This is a genomic window from Croceicoccus sp. Ery15, assembly GCF_020985305.1.
Lineage (GTDB): Bacteria > Pseudomonadota > Alphaproteobacteria > Sphingomonadales > Sphingomonadaceae > Croceicoccus.
This window is the reverse complement of the sequence record NZ_CP087588.1, coordinates 1,596,093-1,620,221: the sequence shown is the minus strand read 5'-3', so window position 1 is coordinate 1,620,221 and position 24,129 is coordinate 1,596,093. Positions and strand designations below refer to the sequence as shown.

The following is a 24,129-nucleotide window of genomic DNA, read 5'->3' as shown; positions in this document are numbered from 1 at the left end:
GCGGGGCTCCCGTCCAAAAAAATTGGACTGTTCGCTAGGCAGCTTCGCTGTCAGGGGCAGCCAAGCGTTGGCCTTCAAGCCATTTGTTGAACGCGTGCTTATCGATGTAAACACGGCCTCCGATTTTGATCAGAACGGTGTCAAAACCGTTGCGGTTCGCATGGTAAATCCACCACCTGAGCGTATTCTCGGTCACAAACGGCGCCTCTTGGGCGAGCTGCTTCACTGTCCGAAGGTCGGTATAGTCCACCGGCCATTCCTCCATGGGCATATAGAAAAAGCCGAGAAAAGAAAAATCGGACTGATGGCAGCATAACCGACGGCGGCTAAACAGACAATGAAGGACGCCGCGAGGCCGTTCAGTCAGCCATATCGAAGATTTTGTCGTTCATCTTTTCAACCACATCGCGAGTGTGGTCTTCCGATAGGTGCGAGTATCGCTTCACCATCTGAAGCGTTTTGTGTCCTAGCACCTCGGCAATCTCCAACTGGCTTGCGCCGTTCATCGCAAGGTAGCTTGCGGCACTGTGGCGTAGGTCGTGAAAGCGGAAGTCAATGATGCCCGCTTTTTCACGCGCGTTCTCCCATGCTTTTCGAATATCAATCGGGCCTTTCCCGTCGCTGCGCGGGAAAAGGTAATCCGACTTGATCTCGCGCTTCGCGAGATACTTTTCGCGCCACTCTAGGTGCTCTTCCAGAACCCCCTTGAGAAAGCTCACAATAGGCACCTTGCGGGTCTCGCGGTTCTTGGTTTCCCGCAGAACCGCTACCTGGCGCTCAAGATCGAGATCGCGGAGCGTCAATTTCAAAATTTCGTTCTTCCGAGCGCCTGTCGAGAGTGCAAACACGACGACTGCGAAGAGCTGCTTGTTCGGGCTGGCCTTACACGCCGCCAAAACGGCCTTGCGCTCGTCTTCATCGAGGAAGCGAACACGCTCCTTGGTCGCCTTCGTAATCCTGTTCACACCCTCCATCGGATTGGCTGAACCGATCCATCCCCACTTCTGGGCGAACTTGAGCAGTATCTCCAGATTGTCGCGGTAGTGCTTCACCGTCTTGCGCGACTTCGGTTTCGTCGGCTTTTCACCTTCCTCAAGCTGTGCGCGCTGATCGCCCGCGTGTGTCAGCTGGGCAATCTTTTTGCTGATGATCTCATGGGTCAGGAAGGAGAGCGCATACTCGCCGAGCTCTCGCTCCCAGTGGTTCAGGTAGGTGGTTTCCACTCGTTGGCTTGATACGGCTTTATGGGGGAGGATGTCCTCTTTGTATTTTTCGATCACATCACTGAGAGTGCGCTTCTTCGCTTCACTGGCGGTTGACCGAATGTCACCACGGCGCATGCTGAGTTCAGTCTCCTGAGCCCACGCCTTTGCATCTGTGAGCCGCTTAAAAGTACGCTGAACTGGCGGATATCCGTGCATTCGGATCATCACGCGGTAAGTTTGCCCGTTCTTGCCATCTCTCTTTTGAATGGTCGCCATTTACGTATATTTTCCAGTCAGTTAAAATTTATGATATATTCTAACTGCTTATGGGGTGCGGCGCAAAGAAAATTTGGCACAATTTTGGCACAGTAAGCCCCAAAAATTGCCCATAAATCACAACAAGCCGCAGTAACTGAAATTTCATAAACTATTGAAATATATACTGTTGATTGTTGGAGGTTGTTGAGAATTTTGCAGTTCTTAAATCTCATAACCTGAAGGTCGTTGGTTCAAATCCAACCCCCGCAACCAACACCATAAAACACCTCAAAACACCAACCTCATGCACCGGCGCCACCGTGGCCGCCCACAAGCCAACAATCTGCGAAAAAACAAGCCAAGACTAAGCTCTGCGGAAAATTTCGACAGCAAGTGGCATTAAGTAGAACTTGTCAGCGGAGATCCGATTTCCGGTTCACGTTCCGCAGGCCCAGCCCGTTGCCGTCCACCGCCCGCGCGCCACTGGCGTCTATCCAGGACCGGACCGAGCGGTGCCCGGCTTTGATATGCCTGTTGAGCGCGGACGCCAGGGTCACCGGCCACAGGCCGATCAGCCACTGATCGGCAATGAATGATGGGCCGGGATCGAGTCTGGCGCAAAGATCGGCGGGGAGGGGCATTGTGTCGACCGGTACGGTCAGCACCGCATCGAATCCATGGGCCTTGGCATGGGCCAACGCGGCGTTCAGGCCGCCCAGCGGGCCCAGATCGGGCTGCGGCATATCGGGCAGGCTGGTCCAGGCCCGCCATTCGCGTCCGCAAATGACGATATCGGCGGTTTGTGGGCGCAGCGCTGCGTGGACGTGATCGATCAGCGGCACGCCATCGACCAGCGCGGCAGCCTTGTCCGATCCGAAGCGGCGCGACTTTCCGCCGCCGATGATCGCACCCAGCACGGTCATGGCGATCTATCCTGCAAAACCCCTGCTATCCTTCTATAGCGAACTCTCCGACGGCGCCGACGGCAGCGAGATGCGCAGATAGGTCAGGCGCGGCCTGCGCCACGGCCTCTCCGATCAGGATCAGCGTGGGCCGGTCCGCTGCGAAACCTCGCGCCACCAAAGGTAGCAGGTCCAGCCTTGTGTGCAATTGCTGTTCGGCGGGCAGCGATGCATCGCAGGCGATCAGCGCGGGGGTCGAACCGGCCAGCCCCGCCGCGATCAGCCTTGCGCTCAGCTCCGGCGCGGCCTCCCTGCCCATATAGACCGCCAGCGTCGACGCGGGATCGGCCAGCGCCTGCCAGTCAAGGTCGAGCGCCTGACCATTGCGGCTGTGCGCGGTGACGAATTGCACCCGCCGCGCCGTGCCGCGCAGCGACAGCGACAGACCCGCCGATGCGGCGACCGCGCTGGCAGCGGTAATGCCGGGGCACACGCGCACCTTTGCGCCCACGGCCCGCAGCGCCGCGATTTCTTCTGCCGCGCGGGCAAAGATCGCCGGATCGCCGCCCTTCAGCCGCACCACGCGCCTGCCTTCCAGCGCGGCACCGACCAGCATCTCGTCGATCGTGCGCTGGTCTTTCGAATGGCGGCCCGACCGTTTGCCGACGGGGACGCGTTCGACATGGTCGGGGATCAGGTCCAGCACGCCCGTGCCGACCAGCGCGTCATAGAACACGATGTCGCATGCATTCAAAAGCCGCTCCGCCTTGCGCGTCAGCAGGTCGGGATCGCCGGGGCCTGCGCCCACCAGCCAGACTTCGCCTGGCGCGATCAGCTCGCTTCCTCTCATGACCGCGGTCATGCCTCACCGACCTGCAAATGGATGTCGCGCCCCTCCAGCCGGACGGGGAACACCGGCACGCTGCCTTCGTCGGCCCCCTGCGCGAGCCCGGTTTCAAGGCTGAGCACCCAGCTGTGCAGCGGACAGGTGACGCAGTTGCCGTGGACGATGCCTTGGCTGAGCGGTCCGTCGCGGTGGGGGCATTTGTCCTCCATTGCGAAGATGCGGTCATCCTGGGTCCGAAAGACCGCGATGGTGGTGCCATCGGTCTTCACGCAGCGCGCACCTTGGCGCGGAATGTCATCCACCGTGCCGACGCGGACCCAGCGCGCGGCATCGGATGCGACTTTCATGACGGCGTTCATTCGGCAGGCTCCATGCTGGTGGAAAGTCCGGGCGACGACAGGTCCGCCATCGGCTTGAACTCGTGCTTGTCCTTGCCCGACACGCGTTCGGACCACGGATCGGTCTGCGCGAATTGCTGCGAGAATACGAAGCGATCGTAATAGGCGCGGCGGGTTTCCGGATTGTCGAGGATCTGCTCGCGGATCGTGTCGTGCCCGACGCGGTCGGCCCATTTATAGATGCGTTCGAGGTAAAAGCCCTGCTCGCGGTACATCTGCATCATGGCGGCGGTGACTTCCATCACCTCCTCCTCGCTTTCCAGCGTGGCCAGCTTGGTGGTACCCTGAATATGGATGCCCGCCGCGCCCGCGTAATGCAGTTCATAGCCGCTATCGACGCAGACCACGCCGATGTCCTTGCAGGTCGCCTCGGCGCAATTGCGGGGGCAGCCCGATACGGCCAGCTTCACCTTGTGCGGCGTCCACGAACCCCAGAGGAATTTTTCCAGCGCGACGCCAAGGCCGGTCGAATCCTGCGTGCCCATGCGGCACCAGTTCGTGCCGACGCACGTTTTCACCGTGCGCAGCGATTTGCCATAGGCGTGGCCCGAAACCATGCCCGCCTTGTTCAGGTCGGCCCAGACGCCGGGCAGGTCTTCCTTCTTCACGCCCAGCAGGTCGATGCGCTGGCCGCCCGTTACGTGGACGGTAGGGATGTCGAACTTGTCGACCACATCGGCGATGGCGCGCAATTCGTCGGAATTGGTCATGCCGCCCCACATGCGCGGGATTACCGAATAGGTGCCGTCCTTCTGGATATTGGCGTGGACGCGTTCATTGATAAAACGGCTCTGGTTGTCGTCGACATATTCGCCGGGCCAGTCGGCCAGCAAATAATAGTTGAGCGCCGGACGGCACTTGGCGCACCCGCCGCTGGTCGTCCATTCCAGTTCCTGCATCACGGCGGGAATGCTCTTGAGCCCATTTGCCTTGATAAGGCGGCGCACGTCGCCATGGGGAAGGTGGGTGCAGCCGCACATCGGCTTGGGGGCCGAGGCGTCGAAACCGTCGCCAAGGGTCAGCGCCATCAGGCTTTCGACCAGATTGGTGCAGGTGCCGCAGGAGGCGCTAGCCTTGGTATGGGCGCGCACCTCATCCAGCGTGGTCAGCCCCTTGTCCTTGATCGCACCGGTGATAGCCCCCTTGCAGATACCGTTGCAGCCGCAGATCTCCGCGTCGTCCGCAAGGTTGGCGACCGCTGCAAGGGGGTCAGAATTTCCCGCGTTCTGGAACGCCTGTCCGAAGATCAGCGTCTCGCGAATGTCGCGGACATCCTCGCCCTTGCGCAGCAGTTCGTTGTACCATCCGCCATCGGCCACATCGCCATAGAGCACCGCGCCGATCACGCGGTCTTCCTTGATCAGAACCCGCTTGTATGTGCCGCGCGCGGCATCGCGCAGGACCACTTCCTCGCGGTCGTCGCCTTCCGCGAAATCGCCCACGGAATAGAGGTTCACACCGGTGACCTTCAGCTTGGTCGGGGTTTCGGCATGGACGTAATCGTCGATCGGCGCATCGGCGAGCCTTGCCGCCAGAATCTTCGCCATGGTGTATAGCGGCGCGACAAGGCCATAGACGCGCCCATCGACCTCGACGCATTCGCCGATGGCGCTGATGGCGGGATCGCTGGTGGTCAGCTGCGCGTCGCAGACGATGCCGCGATTGACTTCAAGACCCGCTTGTTGCGCCAGCGAGGTGCTGGGCCGGATGCCGACAGCCATGACGACGATGTCGGTATCGATCAGCGTGCCGTCTTCCAGCTCGACGCCGGTGACGCAGTCGTCGCCATGGATCTTTTTCGTATTCGCCTGGCATAATACGCCAATGCCGCGGGCGCGCAGGTCTTCCTGCAGCAGGAATCCGGCGGATTGGTCCAGCTGGCGCTCCATCAATGTGGGCATCAGGTGCAGCACGGTCACCTTCATGCCCCGCATCTTCAGTCCGGCGGCAGCTTCAAGGCCCAGCAATCCTCCGCCGATGACGACGGCGCGGCCGCTGCGCTTTTTGGTGGCTGCCAGCATTGCCTCGACATCGTCCAGATCGCGATAGGCCATGACGCCCTTTAGATCATGGCCGGGGACGGGGATGATGAAGGGGTTGGAACCGGTGGCGATGACCAGCCGGTCATATTCCGCCGTGATGCCATTGGCCGAAGTCACCGTCTTTGCAGCGCGGTCGATTTCGGTGACCCGCGCGCCGCGATGCAGCGTGACGCCGTGGGTTTCGTACCACGCGTCGTCATGGATGACGATCTCGTCGAACGATTTCTCGCCCGACAGAACCGGCGACAGCATGATGCGGTCGTAATTCACGCGCGGTTCGGCGTTGAAGATGGTGACGTCATAGCGACCCGGCGCCTGCTCGAAGAGATGTTCGAGCATGCGGCCCGGGGCCATGCCGTTTCCGACGATTACCAGTTTTTCGGTTGCCATGTCGGCTCTCCGTGTTCGGCAGCGGTCAGGCTGCGGGTTGCTGGGAAGCAGGAACACGGAAGGAAGCATTGGCCGACCGCGTTCCCCGATCAGCCGGATGTCCGGTTGATCGACCGCGCAGCGCCATTGCTGCTGTTTACAGATTGGATCTGGATGATGACATTTCCGCCTCGGCGCGGAGGACGGCCCGGAATGACCGGATCGCCTGTCATCAATGCATTATTATTACCGCGATTCGGCTTTTGCTGCAATGCAAAAAGGACGGCGGGCGCAAGCGCCGGTAATTGCGGGGATTTCGGGTCAGGCGGTGCTGGCTGCGGCTTCTTCCTCCACCATGCGGGCGATCAGCGGGCGGCACGATCCGCAATTGCTGCCCGCGCCGGTCTTGTCGGCAATCTCGTTCAGCTTGCAGCACCCCTGCCGGATGGCATCGCGCACCGTGGTTTCGCCAACGTCAAGGCACAGGCACACCAGTTTCCCGCGATCGGGCGCGGGCTGCGCCGGGCGGCCCGCCAGCAATTCGATGGCGCTGGCATCCTCGCTTACGAACTGGCGCGCGATCCAGTCGCGGTCGGGCAGTGTGCCGCTGCGGGTGAGGTAGAGCACCGCAGCCAGAACGCCATCATCGCCGCGTACGACGATGCGGGTCATGCCATGGGCCTTGTCCGCAACTTCCGACCGGATGCCACCGGGCAGCAGCGCATCGATATCGACCGCGCCCATGCCCGCCAGCTCGGTCAGCCAGCCCCCTTCGACGCGGGCCAAAGCCCAGAACAGGCTGTCGGGGCGCACGGCATCGCGCGTGACCAGAAAGCCGCGCCAGTCGGGGGTAACGGGGGCGATGCGGGCCGCGACATTCTTGAACCCCGGCTGGCCCGACACCGGATCGACCGCCGGATGAACCAGCATGCCCGTCCGCCCGCTGCCGGTCAGGTCGGTCCAGTGCATCGGCACAAAAATCTCGCCCTTGCGCTGCCCGTCCGTCACCGCCACGCGAAAGGCGGCGTGACCCCATGGCGTCGAAACCCGCGCGAAACCGCCATCGGTCAGCCCGTATGCCTGCGCGTCCTGCGGCGCGATTTCGACCAATGGTTCGCGGCGGTGGATCGACAGTTTCGGGCTTAGACCCGTGCGCGTCATCGTGTGCCACTGATCGCGATAGCGTCCGGTGTTCAGCCGCAAAGGGAAATCGGGATCGACGGGGGGCTGGGCGGGGGTGTGAACCGCGACGATGCGCGCCCTGCTATCGGCATGGGCAAAACGCGCCGCCGTCGGATGCTCGCCGCCCCAGCGGAAAGGTTCCATCGCATCGTAATCCGCGCGGCTGCAACCGGCCCAACGCGTCAGGTCGAGCAGCCTGCCGTGCTTCTTGCTCAACCGCGTCATTGCCGCATATTCGGCAAAGATATCAGCCGGATGGTCAAAGGCAAAGGCCGCGCCATGGCCCAGCCGCTGCGCAACGTCGCTTATGATCCGCCAATCGGCCCGCGCTTCGCCCGGCGGGGGCAGGATCGGGCGCTGGCGGCTGATGCGGCGTTCGGAATTGGTAACCGTGCCGTCCTTCTCGCCCCAGCCCATGGCGGGCAGGCGGATATGGGCGAATTGGGCGGTATCGGTTTCGGCCATCACTTCGGACACGACCAGCGTTTCGCACCGTGACAGCGCCTCGCGCACAAAGCCCGCGTCAGGCATGGAAACGGCGGGATTGGTGCCCATCACCCACAGGAATTTGATGCGGCCGTCATGCACGGCGCGAAACATCTCCACCGCCTTTTGGCCCGGTCCGGTGCACAGGTTCGGCGCGTTCCAGAACGCGGCGACCGATGCCCGCTCGTCCGCGTCGAACCCCAGATGGCAGGCCAGCATATTGGCAAGCCCGCCCACTTCGCGCCCGCCCATCGCATTGGGCTGGCCCGTCATGCTGAACGGCCCGCTGCCCGCGCAATTGATCCGGCCCGTCGCCAGATGCAGGTTGATGATCGCATTGCCCTTGTCCGTCCCGCAGACGGACTGGTTCGCGCCCTGGCTGAACAGGGTCACCATGCGCGGATGGGCGGCGACCAGATCGCAAAGCTGCGCGAAACAGGCGTCGTCGATTCCGTGTGCCTGCGTTTTCAGCGCATCGATGTAACCGTCGGGCCTGACGCAATGTTCGGCCATATAGGCTTCGTCCAGCGCCCCGCGTGTCCGCATCGCGGCCAGCAGCGCATTGAACAGCGCGACATCGCCATCGGGCGCGACCGCAACGTGCAGATCGGCCCGCTCGGCGGTTTCGGTGCGGCGCGGATCGATCACCACCAGCGTTGTGCCACGCTCTTCCCGCGCCTTTTCGATCCGCTGCCAGATGACGGGATGGCACCATGCGGTGTTCGAACCGACCAACAGGACCAGATCGGCCTGTTCAAGATCGGTATAGCTGCACGGCACCACATCCTCGCCAAAGGCGCGGTTATGCGCGGCGACGGCGCTTGCCATGCACAGCCGTGAATTGGTGTCGATATTCGCCGTCCCGACAAAGCCCTTCAGCAGCTTGTTGGCGACGTAGTAATCCTCTGTCAGCAGCTGGCCCGACACGTAGAATGCCACGCTGTCGGGGCCATGTTCGGCGATCGTGTCGCGCATCTTCTGCGCCACAAGGTCGAGCGCGTCGTCCCAATCGGCTCGCGCATCGCCGATCATCGGGTACAGCAGCCGGCCCTCCAGCCCGACGGTTTCGCTCAGCCATGTGCCCTTGGAACACAGGCGGCCATGGTTGGCGGGGTGGTCGGGATCGCCCTTCACCTCGATGCTGCGCGGGCCGGTGACGCGCGCGGCAATGCCGCAGCCGACACCGCAATAGGCGCAGGTGGTGCGTAATTCGGACATTGTCACGCCAACCTTTCCGTCATGCGCACGCAAAAAAGCCGCCACGATCCTGCGCCCATGGGGCAGGTTCGGGCGGCGCCTTTGCCACGCGAGTTGCGATATCGGGTCGATGCCTTGCGATTGCGGAATCCATCCATGGATTCCCCGGCATCGACCCTGCATTATAACGCGATTTATTGCACTGCGGCAAGACTCTCCTGCCCCTAGAAGCCGAAGCTGGCCTGCAGCCAGAATTTCTCGGTATCGGTGCCGAATTCATCGGCCTTGTAATTGGCGTATTTCGCCAGCAGGCCGATCTTGCCTATCTTGAACGCCAATGCCGCGTCCCACTCGCTGCCGTAATCCATGCCGCCGACATCGCTGTCGAACTGGTGATAGGTGACGCTGGCGTTCAGCCCCTTCATCATCGCCACATCGCCCGCCTTGATGCTGGCGGTGCCGTAATAGTCCTGCAGACCGTTCGCGGGGGTCGTCAGGAACAGATCGGCAAAGCCGTTGAACTTGTGGAGCGTCGCCAGCGGGGTCTGGAACGCGGCGATGCCATCGTCGCTGCCCAGCAATTCATAGCCGCCGGTCAGGCCGACGGGGCCAATCGCAAAGCCCGCCTCGCCATTGATGAAATCGGCGGAATAGGACACCGGATTGTCGCCATAATCGCTCTGACGCGCATAGCTGGCGGCATAGTTGATCTTGAAGCTCTCGCCGATCGGCATCGCGCCCGCCGCCCGCAGGCCATAGCTCTGGCTGGAGAAGGGGAGGCGCAGGGGCTTCTCGTCGTCAAAGTCGAGCAGATAGGCGAATGCCTTGATCTGCGCGAATTTCACATCGATCCCGCCATTCAGCAGGATCATGTCGCCATCGAAATGCGCATTGGGGCTGTCGACGCCGAAAATCGTGCGCTGCGAAATCGCATAGGTGGCGTCCAGCGCGACCGGCCCGATTTTACCCTGTCCGCGCACGGCATCGAAGGTCTGTTCATTTTGCCGCCAGCCGACATTGCCGACAAAACGGTGATCGTCGAGAGCGATCCGCTGGCGGCCCAGCGTGACGGTGGCGGCCTTGCTCTTGTACCCGATCTGCAAGCGGTTCAGCTCGACATTCTCGGGGTCGGGGATCACCGAATAGGGTTCGATGCCATTGCCGGGAATAGTATCGTTGTAATCGTCGACGATGGCCATTGTCGCTTCCATTTCGCCCAGCGCAAAGAACCCGTGGCTGACGAGTTCGATGCCCGAGCGCATGCGAAAGGTCAGCGCATCGGCATCGTCGGCGGCGGTGTCAGGCTGGCTGACGGTTTCGTAACGCAGCGTGCCATCGACGATCACGTCCAGTGTGGTCGCATCGGCAATCTCGATCGGGCCGGACGACTGCGCAAATGCGGGCGCGGCGATGCCGGCGGCTGATGCGGCGCAAAGCAGAGCAATTTTCTTCATCAAACATGACCTCCCTGCCGGACGCATGGGGGGCGTCCGGTGTCCGTGAACGAAGGGCAGGCTTCATCGCCCGCCAATGTGGCTGGAAAGGCAGGCCCCCTCATCATCGGGCCTGCGGTGTAAATCACTGCCGCGCCGGGCATCCTTGCCCGTGTCGCGCGCCCTGCGTCATCCTCTCATACGCGGGGAATGGCCCGGCCGGATGTTTCCGGTCCGGGCGAAACGGTCAGGCCGCCTTGGCCGAGGGACCGTGATCATATTCGGCCAGGAAGTGCAGCACCTCTTGCCGGTATTGGTAGAATTTCGGATCCTCCAGCAGCGCCTTGCGGTCGCGCGGGCGGGGCAGGTCGACCTTCAGCACCTTGCCGATGGTGGCGCGTGGCCCGTTGGTCATCATCACCACGCGATCGGCCAGCAGGATCGCCTCGTCCACGTCATGCGTCACCATGATCGCGGTAACTTTGGTGCGGTTCCACACTTCGACCAGCACGTCCTGCAGGTCCCAGCGGGTCAGGCTGTCGAGCATGCCGAAGGGTTCGTCGAGCAGCAGCAGGCGCGGGGACAGCGCAAAGGCACGCGCAATGCCGACACGCTGGCGCATTCCATTCGACATTTCCGCCGCCATCTTGTCCCTGGCATCGGCCAGTCCCACTCGGTCGAGGTAATAATCGACGATATCGCGGCGTTCGCTGCGCTGTGCATGCGGATAGACCCGCTCCACGCCCAGCGCCACGTTCTGCCGTGCGGTCAGCCATGGCATCAGGCTGGGGGCCTGAAACACCACCGCCTTGTCCGGCCCCGCCGCGCTGATCTCGCGATTGTCGAGGACGATGCCGCCCTTCGAAATCTCGTTCAGCCCCGCCGCCATGGTCAGCACGGTCGATTTGCCGCAGCCCGAATGGCCGATCAGCGACACGAACTCGCCCTTGTCCATGATCAGGTTGAAATCCTCGACCACGGTCAGCGGGCCTTTGGGCGTCGGGTACACCTTGTCGAGCTTGAAGAATTCCAGATAGCGGTTCTCGACCGCGCTGTGCCCCGCCTCGCGATAGGCCTGCGGGGGAGGGGCGAGGTCGAGCGGGATCACGCCGGGCAATTCGGTCGCGCTTTCGCCCACGCTGGAGGCCGCATCGTTCAGATTGGCGAGATAGTTGACGATCTTGCCGCGCAGGCTCTTGTAATGATCGTCGTCGTTCATCGCCTCGCGCTCGCGCGGGCGGTCGATATCGACGTCGAAGATCCGGCCGATCGTCGCGGCAGGCGCGGGAGAGAGGACCGCCACGCGATCGGCCAGAAGCAGGGCCTCGTCCACATCGTTGGTGACGAGGATGATGGTGCGCTTTTCCTCTTCGCGGATACGCTCGATCTCGTCCTGCAATTTCGCGCGGGTCAGGGCATCGAGCGCCGACAAGGGCTCGTCCAGCAGCAGGATTTCCGGCTCCATCGCCAGCGCACGGGCGACCGAAACGCGCTGGCGCATCCCCCCCGACAATTGCGCGGGCTTGCGATCCATCGCATGGCCCAGACCGACCAGCTCGACCTTTTGCTTCACAAGGGCTGCGCGCTCGGCCTTGGACCGGTCCTTGTGCACGGCATCCACCGCCAGCGCGACATTCTGCTGCACACTCAGCCACGGAAACAGAGAGTAGGACTGGAACACCAGCCCGCGGTCGCGGTCCGGACCGTCGACGGGCTTGCCGCGCAGCAGAACCTCGCCGCCATCGGCCTCTACCAGACCGGCGATCGTGCTGATCAGCGTGGTCTTGCCCGCGCCCGAAAAGCCGAGGATCGCGATGAACTCGCCCTCTTCGACGTCAAGGTCGATGCCGCCCAGAACCTCGGTCGTCCCGCCGGTTTTACCCGTATAGCTCTTGGTCACGTTCTTCAGGGAAAGGATCGGCTGCATGTCCTGTCCTCCTTGTTTGCCGCGCAGGCTCAGATCTTGTGGTTCTTGGAAACGAGCGACTGCAGCGCCATCATGATCCGGTCGAGACCAAAGCCGATGAAGCCGATCACCACCACCGCGAACATGATGCGGGCCAGCGATTGCGACGATCCGTTCTGGAATTCATCCCACACGAATTTGCCAAGGCCGGGGTTCTGCGCCAGCATTTCCGCCGCGATCAGCACCATCCAGCCCACGCCCAGCGACAGGCGCATACCGGTGAAGATATAGGGCAGCGAGGCAGGCAGGACGAGGCGGGTGAGCTTTGCAAACCAGCCCAGTTTCAGCACGCGGCCCACGTTCAGCAAATCCTTGTCGATGCTGGCCGTGCCCACGGCGGTATTGATCAGCGTGGGCCACAGCGAGCAGAGCATCACCACCAGCGCGGAGATGACGAAGGCCTTGGCCAGCAGCGGATCGGCGCTGGTGATGGTGGCCGAAATCACCATGGTCACGATGGGAAGCCATGCCAGCGGGCTGACCGGCTTCATGATCTGGATCAGCGGGTTGATCGCCGCGTTGAACAGGGGCGACAGGCCCGCCGCCAGCCCCAGCGGCACCGCGACCAGCGTGGCAAGGCCAAAGCCCAGCGCCACGGTTTTCAGCGAGGTGAAGATCTGGTCCAGAAATGTGGGCGGCCCCGCATATTCGAAATTGCGCACTGCCGCCGGATTGCCCGCTGACAAGGCCTCCGCGTTGCGGGCATCCTGATCGGCATAGAATTGCGCTTCGGTCGCCTTGGCGGCTTGCCATTCCTCGAACAGGCTGACGCCTTGTTCGGCCACCTCGACCGGGCCGGGCAGCGCGCCCAGAGAGGTATCGACTTGCGGGGCCAGCGCCGCCCACAGGCCCAGAAAGGCCAGAATGCCCAGAACCGGCGCGATGATGGTCTGACCCCATTTCGCCATGATCCCCGCCAGCGGCGAAGCGGATTGCTTCGCTGCCTGCGCCTTGGGGGCAGCGGGCGCCGCGACCGGCGCCGTTTTTGCCGTCTGGTCGGGCATGTTCGCATCATTCACGGATTCGAACTCGTCTGCAAATACGGTCGCCATCTGATCGCTCCTGTTCGCGGTCATATCGGTGTCTTGATCGGAATTACTGGCTGCTCACGCCCGATGCAGTGACCCGCTGGCCCTGCTTCAGGCCGATGGGAAACTTCGCCAGATAGGCGTTGGGCGCGGAACCGTCGAAAGTGATGCTGTCGATAAAGCCTGCCTGTTCGCCCTTGAAACCGTCGGTTTCGGGCACGGCATCGGCGGGGATCACGCCATCGTCGACCAGCTTTTGCGCAGCGGCAAGATAGAGGTCGGGGCGGTACACGGCCTTGGCCTGTGCGATATACCAGTCGTCGGGATGATCGACGGGGATCTGGCCCCAGCGGCGCATCTGCGTCAGATACCAGACGGCATCCGAGTAATAGGGATAGCCTGCATATTTATCGAAGAAGATGTTGAAGCCCATGGCATCGCGGGTGTCGCCCTTTTCGAATGTGAACTTGCCCGTCATCGATGCGGCAATGACTTCTTCGTCCGCACCCACGTAATTGGGCTGCGACAGGATCTTCACCGCTTCGGCCCGGTTCGCGCCATTGTCGGCGTCCAGCCATTGCTGCGCCTTGATGATGGCGCGCAGCATGGCGGCGGTGGTGGCGGGGTATTTTTCGGCAAAATCCTTGCGGATCGAAAAGACCTTTTCGGGATTGTCGTGCCAGATTTCGTCGTCGGTGATGACGGGAACGCCAATGCCCTTTTGCACAGCGGCCTGGTTCCACGGCTCGCCCACGCAATATCCTTCGATGGTGCCGGCTTCCAGCGTGGCGGGCATTTGCGGGGGCGGGGTGACCGACAGTTTCACATCGGCATCGACCGTGCCCGACACATCGCCGTCGGTGTAATAACCCGGGTTCAGCCCGCCTGCCGCCAGCCAGTAACGCAGTTCGTAGTTATGGGTGGAAACGGGGAAGACCATGCCCATGTTGAACGGCTTGCCCTGCGCGGCATAGCTGTCGACCACCGGCTTCAGCGCCGATGCGCTGATCGGGTGTTTGATCTTGCCGCCTTCAACGGGAAGCGTCGGCTTGATCGCGGCCCATGTCTTGTTCGACAGGGTGATCGCATTGCCGTTGAGGTCGAGCGAGATCGGCGCGATCAGATCGGCCTTGGTGCCATAGCCGATGGTCGCGGCAATCGGCTGGCCCGCCAGCATATGCGCGCCGTCGAGCTGCCCGCCGATCACCCCGTCGAGCAGGACCTTCCAGTTCGCCTGCGGTTCAAGCTCTACGTTCAGGCCTTCTTCGGCAAAGAAGCCCTTTTCCTTCGCAATGGCGAGCGGGGCCATGTCGGTCAGCTTGATGAAGCCCAGCTTCAGGTTCGGCTTTTCCGGCTGCCCGTCGACCGATGCGGCCACGACCGCGTCGCTGGCGCCATTATCGCCGCCGCCGCCGCACCCCGCCAGCGCGACCGATGCCAGCATCGCCGCCATCACAGAGCGCCGGTTGAAACCCGAAATCTTTCCATCACGTCCGAACATCGCCAATCGATCCCTCTGTCGTCGGACAACGCAAAAAAGCCGCCTCGAAACATCCCCACAGGGAAGGTTCGGGCGGCGACGTTGCCACGCAATTTCGTAAGTGCAGCGCGGTTCGCTGGGTCACCCGTCCGTGGGCGGCGATCCGTGCGCTGTGCCTTTGTCCTAACCGATTCGCGGCAGATGCGTAAAGCGGTTTTTGCACTGCACCATGAAATTTCGTTCAGTTCTGGCTGGCCAGATATTCCTCAAGTTTCTCTGGATCAAAGGTTTTGCCATCGAAAAATGCGTCGGGTTCCATGACCAACCGGCCTTGCTCCGTCCCCGCGCCGATGGTGCCCCTGACTGCGCCTTCGACCTTGCTGCTTGCGCCGGGAAGCGGCGAATCGGCGCCGCGCAAGGCGCTGCGATAGATATCGGGCCGGAACACGCGCGCGGCCTTTGCCGCATCGCCCGCGTCGAACGCCATGCCGTCCCAGCGGACCATCTGGGTATAGAGCCATTGCGCCTGGCTGATCCACGGGAAGTTCGCGGCCTCGCGGTACTGGAACATGAAGTCCGAATAATGCACCGGCGCGCCATCCTGACGCAGCACCAGACGGTCGGAAATGGCGGCAAGGATCAGCTTGGGATCGGATGCCAGATATTCGGGCCGCGCCAGCAATTCGGCGCTGGCCTCCCAATGGGCGGGATCGGTGAAATGTTCGCCCGCACACCGCATCGCCCGGATCAGCCGTTCGACCGCGTCGCGCCGCTCTTCCAGCACGTTTTCGCGCATGGCGAGCACTTTTTCGACACCGCGGCGCCAGATTTGCGCCGTCGCCAGTACGATGCGGCCTACCCCGCGGTCCACCGCGACCGAATTCCACGGCTCGCCCACGCATGTTCCGTCGATCTCTCCGCCTGCCAGCGCATCGGCGGTGAAGGGTGGGGCGACGGTCACGATTTCTACATCGGAATCGGGCCGGATGCCGCAGCCCGCCAGCCAGTAACGCAGCATGTAATTATGGCTGGAATAGCGATGCACCACGCCAAAGCGGATCGGCCTGCCCGCCGCGCTCCGCCGCAGCGCTTCCTCACGCAGTCGCGCGCCCAAGACCTTGGGATCGCTTAATTTATCGGATTCGTCCGGTATCAGAATATCGGCCAGCTCGTTCGATAATGTGACCGCATTGCCGTTGAGGCCCAGCACGAAAGGCGCGGCCAGCGGCTGGGCGGGGCGGCCCCGTCCCAGTGTGGTCGCAATCGCCAGCGGGGCCAGCATATGGGCGACATCGCTATGCCCGTATAACAGCCGGTCCAGCACCGTCGCCCAGCTGACATCGCGCACAAAGCGCAGGTTCAGCCCTTCCTCTTCGGCGAAACCCGCCTCTTGCGCGATGATCGGCAGGCACGCATCGACCAGCGGCAAAAAGCCGACATTCAGTTCCTCGGTCACAGGGCGGCCCCCGTCTGCATCTCCATCCCCCGCTTCATTCGCGCATCAGATCATGGGCGGTGACAAGCGCCTCGGCAATATCGGCGATCCGCTTGGATGACGACATCGCCTTTCGTCGCAATTCGGCATAGGCCTCGGGCTCGGTAATGCCGCGCGTGTCCATCAATATGCGTTTCGCCTTGTCGATATTGGCGCGTTCGGCCAGCTTGCTGTTCGCCTCGTCCAGATCGGATTGCAGGCGGGCAAAGGCGTTGAACCGGCGCACCGCCATTTCGATCAGCGGGCGGATGCGATTGGCGGCAAGCCCGTCGACGACATAGGCCGATACGCCCGCATCGATGCTGGCCGCGATGGCATCGTCGTCCGACTGGTCGACGAACATGGCGATGGGGCGCGACAGCGCGCGGCTGACCGCGAAATATTCTTCCAGCACGTCGCGCGACGGATTGCCCAGATCCATCAGCACGATTTCGGGATCGATCTCGGCCATGCGGGCCAGCAGGCCGTGACGACTGGTGATCACCGAAATCTGGCAATCGGGAAGTTGCGACAGGCCTTCTTCGATAATCGATGCGCGCGAGGCGCTTTCGTCGATGATGGCGATCCGCATGCGCCCTCTACTGCATCGCAGCATGGACAGAGGCAAGCGATTTGCATCGCCCCGCCCGATTTGCAACGCGACGATTGAACCCAGGGTCTAGCTGTCAGACAATGCTGCCACGCGTGCGGCATCGCGCAAGGCACAGGGCGATAAGAAGCGCATAGGAAACCCAGAAAATCGCCAAGAGAGGGGCCGCATTGCCGATCAGCAGCCTGCCAGCGAAGCTAAGTGCAAGCGCGACCGGGGCGCCGATCACCACGCCGTTCCACAATGCCCTCAGCTTCGGTTCGTCAAACCCGCGGCGGCGCCGTTTGCCCAGCCAGATATAGGTGCCTGTCGCGCAAACCGCCGTCAGCGCCGCGCCGAACAGCGCATAGGCGATCTTGACCCAGATTCCGCCAAAGGTGCCGAAATGCAGCTGATAGGTCGATGCGGCGGCCTGCTGGCCCCAGTCGCCATCGGACAGGCCCGCCGTGCCGGTGAATTTCCCGCTGGCGTCGAAGCTGTAATATTCGCCGAAGATCAGCCGTTTATCGTGCAGCCCCACGATCTGAATATGCTGACCGCGCGTCAGCGGATCGTGCAGGATCGCATAGCTGGGTTCGACCTGCGGGTAGTGGCTGGCCATATAGCGCAAGGCCGCCGCGACATCGGGCGCAGGGGCAGGCGCATCGTCGCCCACCGGTTCTCCGCCGAATATGGGTTCGTAAACTGCCCCGACATCGCCGCCGTAATCATTGGCCGCAATGCCATAGGCCGTGACCGTCGCCAGTCCTATCAATGCTCCGGTCAGTGCGATGGCGATGCCGAACGGCAGTGTCCACACGCTCAGCCGGTTATGCCAGTCAGCCAGCGCCACGCCGCCCGGACTACGCGCGCGTAGGCGGAACGCATCGCGGAATATGCGCGGCAGGGCGACCACGCCCGACAGCGACAATGCCAGCATCATCACGCCCAGAATGCCGACGATGGTGATGCCGACCAGCGCGGGCAGGTTCAGCGTGTAATGCAGCGCGACGAGGAAGTCGGACCATGCGATTTCCTCGGGCATGGCGATATTGCCGTCGATATCCAGATGCCACGCATCGTTATCGGTGGTGATCGTTGTGCGGGGCAGATCGTCGACCGGCATATGCACGTAAAGATGCGTCGTCGGCGCATCGCCCGATGGCTGCTTCAGCGCATGTTCGACACCGTTCTGCACCGCTTCGGGCGCAATTGCGGTCATTTCAGGCGCGTTAGGCTGCTCGATACGCTGTAATTCGGCATAGAACACCGCGATCGTGCCCGTCAGCGAGACGAGATAGAGCAAGGCCCCCGCGATCAGCCCGGTGGCGGCGTGGGCGGAAAGGGCGCGTTTGACCGTGCCCGCTTCGATTGTCCGGCTCATACCATGATTCCTGTCAGAACGGGGGGCAGGACGGCCAGCAGGCTGCACGCGATCATCGCGAACTGCCGCTTGCGGCTGGCTGTCATCAGCAGCGCATAGGCAAGGATCGTCCACGCCAGCGGCGCCGCAAACAGCGCCAGCACCGACGCATTGCCCTCTGCCGTGCCGCACAGCAGCGCGATCCAGCGCATGCCAAGCGCGATGGCGATGGACGCCGCCATCGACAACACCGCCACCAGCAGGAAGGTCAGCACTCGCCCGCCAAGGCGCAAGGGCTCGTCACCCTGCGGCAGCATGCCCGCGCGCCGATCGGACGCGCGCCGCGCATTGGTCGCGGGCGGTGCAGCGGTCAGGCCCGCCCATGCCAGCAAGGCGCACGCCGCGCCCATCGCCCATAGCGAAGCGACCGCAATGCCCCACGCGCCCGCCGCAGCCGCGCCGCAGATCACGGCAGCGGCAAGCGATGCCCAGCCCGCCAGATTGGGCAAGGTGGCCCGCCGGGGCCGCCCCCATGACCAGCGCAGCATGACAACGCCGAGGACCGCCAGCGCACTGCCGGTCAGCAGCGGGGCATCGCCGCCCATCAGAACCGATAGCTCAGCGTGCCATACACATTGCGTTCGCTTCCCATGAAGCAATCGCCCCGAGCAAGGCAGGCGGAATAATAGTCCTTGCCCAGCAGGTTGGTGGCGTTCAGCGCAAGGCTCCAGCTTTCCCAGCTGACTTCGGCGACCGCGTCGACCAGTGTGAAGGCAGGCGTGGTCAGCCCGTCGGGGAAGGCCGCGCCGTATGATTTGTTCTTGCCCACATGGCGTACGCCCGCGCCGATCCGCGCGCCGGTGCTGTCCGACAGGGCGAAATCCTTCATCGCCCATAGCGAGGCATTGAACTTGGGCACATTGTCGAGCTGCTGGCCCGTATCCTCGATCTCCGCCTCGTTATAGCTGGCGTTGGCGATCAGCAGCAGATTGCCGGGCAGGGTGGCATTGGCCTCGAACTCGACGCCCTTCGACGTCAGCGAGCCGATTTGCAACTGGCCGTTCAGGATCACGTTCGGATCGTCGGGGCTGGGCACCACCGCAGCGACTGGGCGGTTCGCCTCTTTGATGTGATAGGCCGTGGCGGTCACGATGATCTGGTCGGCAGGATGGAACTTGACCCCCGCCTCGAACTGGCGGCCCGTCTTGGGCACGAAGGGGTCGCCGTAGAGGTCGGAACCGCTGATCGGCTCGAAACTCTCGGTATAGCTGAAGAAGGGCGATACGCCGTCGACGACTTCACCGATGATACCGGCGCGGAACGTGGTCGCGCCCTGATCATAGACTTCCTCGCCATAAGAGGTCGATCGCGCCTCGTCCCTCCGGACGCCCAGCACGATCGACACGCGGTCCCACATGCGGATCTGGTCCTGCAGGTAAAAGCCGATCTGCGTCTGCTTCACATCTTCGGCAAAGCCATAAAGATAGCCCGCATCGCCCGGCATCGGGATGGTGCCGTTGAAATCCGACAGGCTGTCGTAATCGATGTCGTAAATATTGATCAGCTCCAGCGCATAGCCGCTGTCCTTGCGCACGCGGTTCCAGCTGTAATCGATGCCCGCCAGCAGCGTGTGTTCGATCGCGTCGCCGGTGCGGAAGTCATATTGCACATTATTGTCAGTCGAAAAGATCTCCATGCGGGCAAGGCTGCCGCTGGCATAATTATAGATCTGGCGCTGATCCGCATCGACATAGGGGTTCTGCGGGTTGGAATAGCTGTTGGGATAATGGGTCAGATAGGTGAGGTCGCTGTCGATATAGCGCGCCTTGGCATTCACCGTCAGCTCCGGCGAGAATTCGTGGCTGGCGATGATCGTGCCTTGCAGCAGGCGCCCGTCATAGCGGTCCCATCCGGGCTTTCCGATAAACAGATCATTGTCGAGCTGCCCGTTGGGATTGGGCAGAATGGTGCCGACCAGCGGCAGGAACTGCGAGGTCGAACCGCCATCGTCCTCTTGATACAGGCCGATCAGCGTGATCTGCGTGGTGTCGGCCGGCGCGAAGGTGACGGAGGGGGAGAACATCACGCGGTCATCGGGTACGTGATCGGTCTGCGACCCTGAATCGCGCACCCGCGCCACGACGCGCGCCGCCAGCGTGTCGGTGACGGGGCCGGTAATGTCGGCCAGCGCCTCCTTGCGATCGAAAGAGCCATAGCGCAGCGAGAATTCGCCGCCGGTTTCGAATTGCGGGGTCTTGGACACCATATTGACGATGCCGCCCAGCGAACCCTGTCCAAACAGGACCGACGCGGGACCGCGCACCAGTTCGATGCGGTCGAAATTATACGGGTCGGCGCGGATGCTGGCGTAATAGCTGAAGATATCGCGCATGCCGTCGCGGAATTGCAGCGCGCTGATCCCGCGCACCAGCGCGCCGTCGACGCGGCTGTCGGGACCATAGGGATTGGCAGTCACGCCCGCGACATAGTTCAGCGTATCGCTAACCGACACGGCGCCCTGCGCCTCGAACACTTCGTCATCCACGATGGTCACGGGCTGCGGAACCTCGATCACCGGCGTATCGGTTTTTGTGGCCGTCGCGCTTTCTTCCATCATTCCCGACACGACGATGTCGCGCGGCTGCTCTGCCCCGGCGGCATCGTCGTTGGCAAAAGCGGTCACCGGCACAAGCATGGTGGCCGTCAGGATGGAGTATTTCAGCAGTCGCATGGGGTCCCCTCAAGATTTGCGCGAACCCCGTTAATGATAGGCATTCGCATTTGCAAGGGGCATTCTGGGCTATTGTCGAGAACGCCGGGGTGCGAAGTCTGCCATTCGCTTTTGACGTGCGACGCAATGCGATCTTGCGCCGCAGCGAGATTCGGTGGATGGGCGAAAGGTGCGAATCCTGCCCCTCCTGATGTTCCGGCTGCTTGCGCTGGTCGCGCTGGCATTGGCGTCGGCTGCCCCTGCGCAAGGCGGACAAGCAGTCTCGGTCACCAGTACCGGCGAACGCAGCGCGGCGGCGGGCGGGCCTCTGGAATTGCGCAAGGCGGTTATACCTGCGTTGCAGAACGCTTGGCGTGACGGGGATTCCAAGACGGGCGGTGGCGGCAAAGCGCCGGTGCCGGTCTGGCCTGCATCGCACCACGCTCAGCCGGATATGTCCGGGACGACCCGATGGCACAGCAAACCGGCGGCTGGCATGCGCCAGTCCGCCGCACAGGCCAACCGGGCACGGGCACCCCCTCGCGTCTGATCGAACGGGCCCGCACGGTCGGGCCATAATCCCCATCGTTCATCAGGTGAAATATGACCAACGAAACAACGCGCCAACCGGCGTGCATAATGCTGCGTGCGGAAATTGCCGCGATCCTTGCCCGTTACCCCGATCTGACCGACGCCGAGTTGCAGCGCGTGCTGCGCTGGTTCCGCAAGGAAGCCACTGCCATGGATGTCGCCATGCTGTCCTGCGAGGAGGACATCGCCCCGCAATATCGCCAGTTCCGCAGCGACCACATCGACCGCTTTGGCCTGCGGGATCTGCGCAACGCGGCGGTCTTTCTGGGCGTAATCGCCGGAATACCTCTGGCGTGCTTCCTGTTGTGGGGAAGCGGCTTCGGCTGACGGGAATGGAACGGCGTGCCCTTTTGGTGGGGAGGGGTTCGGGCACGCCGTTCCTGCGACAGGTGGGGGCCGCCTGCCGCAATCGGGTTCAGACGGTCTCGCGCCGCCGTCGCATATGATCGAACAGGCCACGGGCGATCTCGCGCTCGCCCATGATGATGTGATCGACGCCCAGCCGTTCCAGATGTTTCACTTCCTGTTCCGAATGGGCGCGCGCCAGAATGGTGATCGCGGGGTTCATCCCGCGCGCTGTTTCGGCGATGGCTCCCGCTTCGTATCCCTCGGGAATGGCGATGATCAGCACGTCGGCGCTTTCGATGCGGGCCTCGGCCAGCACTTGCCAGTTGACGGCATTGCCGATGATCACCTCATACCCTTCTTGCGAGGCGGCCTCGGCGGTTTCGGACCGGTCCTCGATAACCAGCATGTGCCGATCGGCCGAACGCAGGTCGCGGGCCAGCAGGCTGCCGACGCGGCCATGGCCGACAAGCACGATCCGTTCGACCTGCTTGCCATGTGCACCGCTGGCAGAGCGCCGCGAATGCGCGCCGCCAGCAATGTGGTTCGATACCAGCGTAAACAGGATCGGATTGGCAAAGATCGACAGAATGGCGCCCGCAAGGATCAGGTCGCGTGCTTCATCAGGCAGGACGCCAAGATCGGTGCCCAGACCGGCAAGAATGAACGAGAATTCGCCGATCTGCGCAAGGCTGATCGACACTGTCAGCGCCGTGCGGTTTTCATAGCCGAAGGCGCGGGTGATGGCATAGGCAGCCAGCGATTTTCCCAGCAGGATGATTGCCACCGTGGCCAGCAAGGGCAGGGGCCTTTCCACGATCACCGACGGGTCGAAAAGCATGCCCACCGACACGAAGAACAGCACGGCAAAGGCATCGCGCAGGGGCAGCGTTTCCTCTGCGGCCCGTTTGCTGAGCGGGGTTTCGCCAAGGATCATGCCGGCGAAAAACGCGCCCAGCGCAAAGGACACACCAAAGATATGCGCCGCGCCAAAGGCCACGCCCAGTGCGATGGCAAGCACCGCCAGACGGAACAATTCGCGCGAACCGCTATGCGCGACCCAGTGCAGGCCCGACGGGATCAGTCGCCGCCCCACGATCAGCATAAAGGCGACGAAGCCGCCGACCTTCACGGTGGTCAGCCCCAGAACGGCGACAATGCCCGATGCCGAACCGCCGCCCTCCATCAATTGCGCCACGGGCGGCAGCAGGACAAGCGCGACGACCATCGCCAGATCCTCGACGATCAACCAACCCACCGCGATCCGTCCGCGATCGGTGTTGACGAGGTCGCGCGACTGGATGGCGCGCAGCAGCACGACCGTGCTGGCCACCGAAAGCGCAAGGCCGAAGATCAGGCCCGCAATCAGCGGCCAGCCCATCCAGTGCGAAAGGCCAAGGCCGAGCAGTGTGGCGGTCACGATTTGCACCAGCGCACCGGGAACCGCGATCTTCCTGACCGATAGCAGGTCCCGCAAAGAGAAATGCAACCCGACCCCGAACATCAGCAGGATCACGCCGATTTCGGCCAGCTCGTTCGCCAGCGAGATATCGGCGACGAAGCCGGGGGTAAACGGGCCGATCAATACGCCCGCGAACAGATAGCCCGCGATGGGCGAGATACGCAGGCGTTGGGCAAGCGCACCCATGATGAATGCAGTGACGAGACCGGCCACGATGGTGCCGATCAGGGGCGTATAATGGGGCAATGTAATCTCCTGCCAGATAGGAGACGGGGTGCCGCCACTGCCGTAAGGGGGCGTCGAACCCCTTGGACAGTGTGCGGCGGATATAAGGGGGCCATCGCGGGGGCCGGAACGGGCCGCGCGCGACTATCCGGCAGGACGGTGCAGTCTTGCCGGTATCAGGCTTTGCGGAAAGGCGGTGCCCGCGGCGCATTGGCCGTCAGGCGCGGTGTATGCGGCGGCGCTGCGGCGGCAATCTCATGGAGAACCGGACCCGCTGCAAAAGGCCGGGCTGCGGATCGCGACGATACGGGGACCGCTGCACCCGATGACGTATCGGGATCCTGCTTGCGCCTTTGTTCGGATCTGGCGGCAGGATGTTCGTCGCGCGTCTTGACGAGGACCGACACCGAACCGGGGTCGAATGCCGATCCGACAATCCGGCTGCGCGGCTGCGCCTGCGTCGGCAGGGCCGATAGCACGACCACCGCGACCATCAACCACAGGCCCAGCAACAGCCCCCGTTTGGCGGGGGGCTGGTCGTAAGCTGATCGCCGCATTTTGTGACCTGCCGGATCCA

Annotated in this window: 21 protein-coding genes; 3 read left to right on the top strand and 18 right to left on the bottom strand. The window is 62.8% G+C overall.

Annotated features, from left to right (window positions below; genetic code table 11):
• Positions 1 to 34 precede the first annotated feature (34 nt).
• The 6 genes from LOZ77_RS07920 to nirB all read right to left on the bottom strand — a co-directional run bounded on the left by LOZ77_RS07920 (position 35) and on the right by nirB (position 6,042).
• Positions 35 to 250 (bottom strand): helix-turn-helix domain-containing protein, encoded by a 216-nt coding sequence (locus tag LOZ77_RS07920; RefSeq protein WP_230281592.1) that lies wholly within the window; start codon positions 248 to 250, stop codon positions 35 to 37.
• Positions 251 to 359: 109 nt separating this feature from the next.
• Entirely contained in the window at positions 360 to 1,481 is a 1,122-nt protein-coding gene (locus tag LOZ77_RS07915) for a site-specific integrase (protein ID WP_230281591.1), read from the bottom strand.
• A 395-nt stretch (positions 1,482 to 1,876) separates the two neighbouring features.
• On the bottom strand, positions 1,877 to 2,386 hold the full coding sequence (locus LOZ77_RS07910) for a molybdenum cofactor guanylyltransferase (protein ID WP_230281590.1): 510 nt from the start codon (positions 2,384 to 2,386) through the stop codon (positions 1,877 to 1,879).
• Positions 2,387 to 2,411: 25 nt separating this feature from the next.
• On the bottom strand, positions 2,412 to 3,215 hold the full coding sequence (gene cobA, locus LOZ77_RS07905) for a uroporphyrinogen-III C-methyltransferase (protein ID WP_230281589.1): 804 nt from the start codon (positions 3,213 to 3,215) through the stop codon (positions 2,412 to 2,414).
• A gap of 8 nt (positions 3,216 to 3,223) precedes the next feature.
• Positions 3,224 to 3,571 carry a nitrite reductase small subunit NirD gene (nirD, locus tag LOZ77_RS07900; RefSeq protein ID WP_230281588.1) on the bottom strand — a complete coding sequence of 116 codons (348 nt, stop codon included), beginning with the start codon at positions 3,569 to 3,571 and terminating at the stop codon, positions 3,224 to 3,226.
• Positions 3,568 to 6,042 (bottom strand): nitrite reductase large subunit NirB, encoded by a 2,475-nt coding sequence (gene nirB / locus LOZ77_RS07895; RefSeq protein ID WP_230281587.1) that lies wholly within the window; start codon positions 6,040 to 6,042, stop codon positions 3,568 to 3,570. Before nirB ends, nirD begins: the two co-directional genes overlap by 4 nt.
• A 68-nt stretch (positions 6,043 to 6,110) precedes the next feature.
• On the opposite strand from nirB, the gene LOZ77_RS07890 reads away from it, so the two are divergent.
• On the top strand, positions 6,111 to 6,326 hold the full coding sequence (locus tag LOZ77_RS07890; protein WP_230281586.1) for a hypothetical protein: 216 nt from the start codon (positions 6,111 to 6,113) through the stop codon (positions 6,324 to 6,326).
• A 16-nt stretch (positions 6,327 to 6,342) separates the two neighbouring features.
• Here LOZ77_RS07890 and LOZ77_RS07885 read toward each other — a convergent pair whose 3' ends face one another.
• The 10 genes from LOZ77_RS07885 to LOZ77_RS07840 form a co-directional block, all read right to left on the bottom strand.
• Positions 6,343 to 8,907 (bottom strand): nitrate reductase, encoded by a 2,565-nt coding sequence (locus LOZ77_RS07885; protein WP_230281585.1) that lies wholly within the window; start codon positions 8,905 to 8,907, stop codon positions 6,343 to 6,345.
• 203 nt (positions 8,908 to 9,110) lie between these two features.
• A complete protein-coding gene (locus tag LOZ77_RS07880; protein WP_230281584.1) occupies positions 9,111 to 10,340 on the bottom strand; it encodes an alginate export family protein in 1,230 nt (409 codons plus the stop codon).
• A 226-nt stretch (positions 10,341 to 10,566) separates the two neighbouring features.
• Positions 10,567 to 12,246, bottom strand: coding sequence for an ABC transporter ATP-binding protein (locus LOZ77_RS07875; protein ID WP_230281583.1), 1,680 nt, complete (start codon positions 12,244 to 12,246; stop codon positions 10,567 to 10,569).
• A gap of 29 nt (positions 12,247 to 12,275) precedes the next feature.
• The gene (locus tag LOZ77_RS07870; protein ID WP_230281582.1) at positions 12,276 to 13,337 is read right to left on the bottom strand and encodes an ABC transporter permease; all 1,062 of its coding nucleotides are present in this window, start codon (positions 13,335 to 13,337) and stop codon (positions 12,276 to 12,278) included.
• A 43-nt stretch (positions 13,338 to 13,380) separates the two neighbouring features.
• Positions 13,381 to 14,814, bottom strand: coding sequence for a CmpA/NrtA family ABC transporter substrate-binding protein (locus tag LOZ77_RS07865; protein ID WP_230281581.1), 1,434 nt, complete (start codon positions 14,812 to 14,814; stop codon positions 13,381 to 13,383).
• A 220-nt stretch (positions 14,815 to 15,034) separates the two neighbouring features.
• Entirely contained in the window at positions 15,035 to 16,249 is a 1,215-nt protein-coding gene (locus LOZ77_RS07860; protein ID WP_230281580.1) for an ABC transporter substrate-binding protein, read from the bottom strand.
• A 34-nt stretch (positions 16,250 to 16,283) separates the two neighbouring features.
• Positions 16,284 to 16,859 (bottom strand): ANTAR domain-containing response regulator, encoded by a 576-nt coding sequence (locus tag LOZ77_RS07855; RefSeq protein WP_230281579.1) that lies wholly within the window; start codon positions 16,857 to 16,859, stop codon positions 16,284 to 16,286.
• A gap of 94 nt (positions 16,860 to 16,953) precedes the next feature.
• A complete protein-coding gene (locus tag LOZ77_RS07850; RefSeq protein ID WP_230281578.1) occupies positions 16,954 to 18,240 on the bottom strand; it encodes a PepSY domain-containing protein in 1,287 nt (428 codons plus the stop codon).
• Positions 18,237 to 18,824: a hypothetical protein gene (locus LOZ77_RS07845; RefSeq protein ID WP_230281577.1), complete on the bottom strand. Its 588-nt coding sequence runs from the start codon at positions 18,822 to 18,824 to the stop codon at positions 18,237 to 18,239. The genes LOZ77_RS07850 and LOZ77_RS07845 overlap by 4 nt, the downstream gene beginning before the upstream one ends.
• Positions 18,824 to 20,950 carry a TonB-dependent siderophore receptor gene (locus LOZ77_RS07840; RefSeq protein ID WP_230281576.1) on the bottom strand — a complete coding sequence of 709 codons (2,127 nt, stop codon included), beginning with the start codon at positions 20,948 to 20,950 and terminating at the stop codon, positions 18,824 to 18,826. Before LOZ77_RS07840 ends, LOZ77_RS07845 begins: the two co-directional genes overlap by 1 nt.
• Before the next feature lie 169 nt (positions 20,951 to 21,119).
• Here LOZ77_RS07840 and LOZ77_RS07835 point away from each other — a divergent pair, with 169 nt between their 5' ends.
• Positions 21,120 to 21,479: a hypothetical protein gene (locus LOZ77_RS07835; protein ID WP_230281575.1), complete on the top strand. Its 360-nt coding sequence runs from the start codon at positions 21,120 to 21,122 to the stop codon at positions 21,477 to 21,479.
• An 89-nt stretch (positions 21,480 to 21,568) separates the two neighbouring features.
• On the top strand, positions 21,569 to 21,847 hold the full coding sequence (locus LOZ77_RS07830) for a hypothetical protein (RefSeq protein ID WP_230281574.1): 279 nt from the start codon (positions 21,569 to 21,571) through the stop codon (positions 21,845 to 21,847).
• Between the two features lie 88 nt (positions 21,848 to 21,935).
• On the opposite strand, the gene ybaL is transcribed toward LOZ77_RS07830, so the two are convergent.
• Together ybaL and LOZ77_RS07820 are read right to left on the bottom strand one after the other, a co-directional pair.
• Positions 21,936 to 23,573, bottom strand: coding sequence for a YbaL family putative K(+) efflux transporter (gene ybaL / locus LOZ77_RS07825; RefSeq protein WP_230281573.1), 1,638 nt, complete (start codon positions 23,571 to 23,573; stop codon positions 21,936 to 21,938).
• A 155-nt stretch (positions 23,574 to 23,728) separates the two neighbouring features.
• A complete protein-coding gene (locus LOZ77_RS07820; protein WP_230281572.1) occupies positions 23,729 to 24,109 on the bottom strand; it encodes a hypothetical protein in 381 nt (126 codons plus the stop codon).
• Between the last annotated feature and the right edge of the window lie 20 nt (positions 24,110 to 24,129).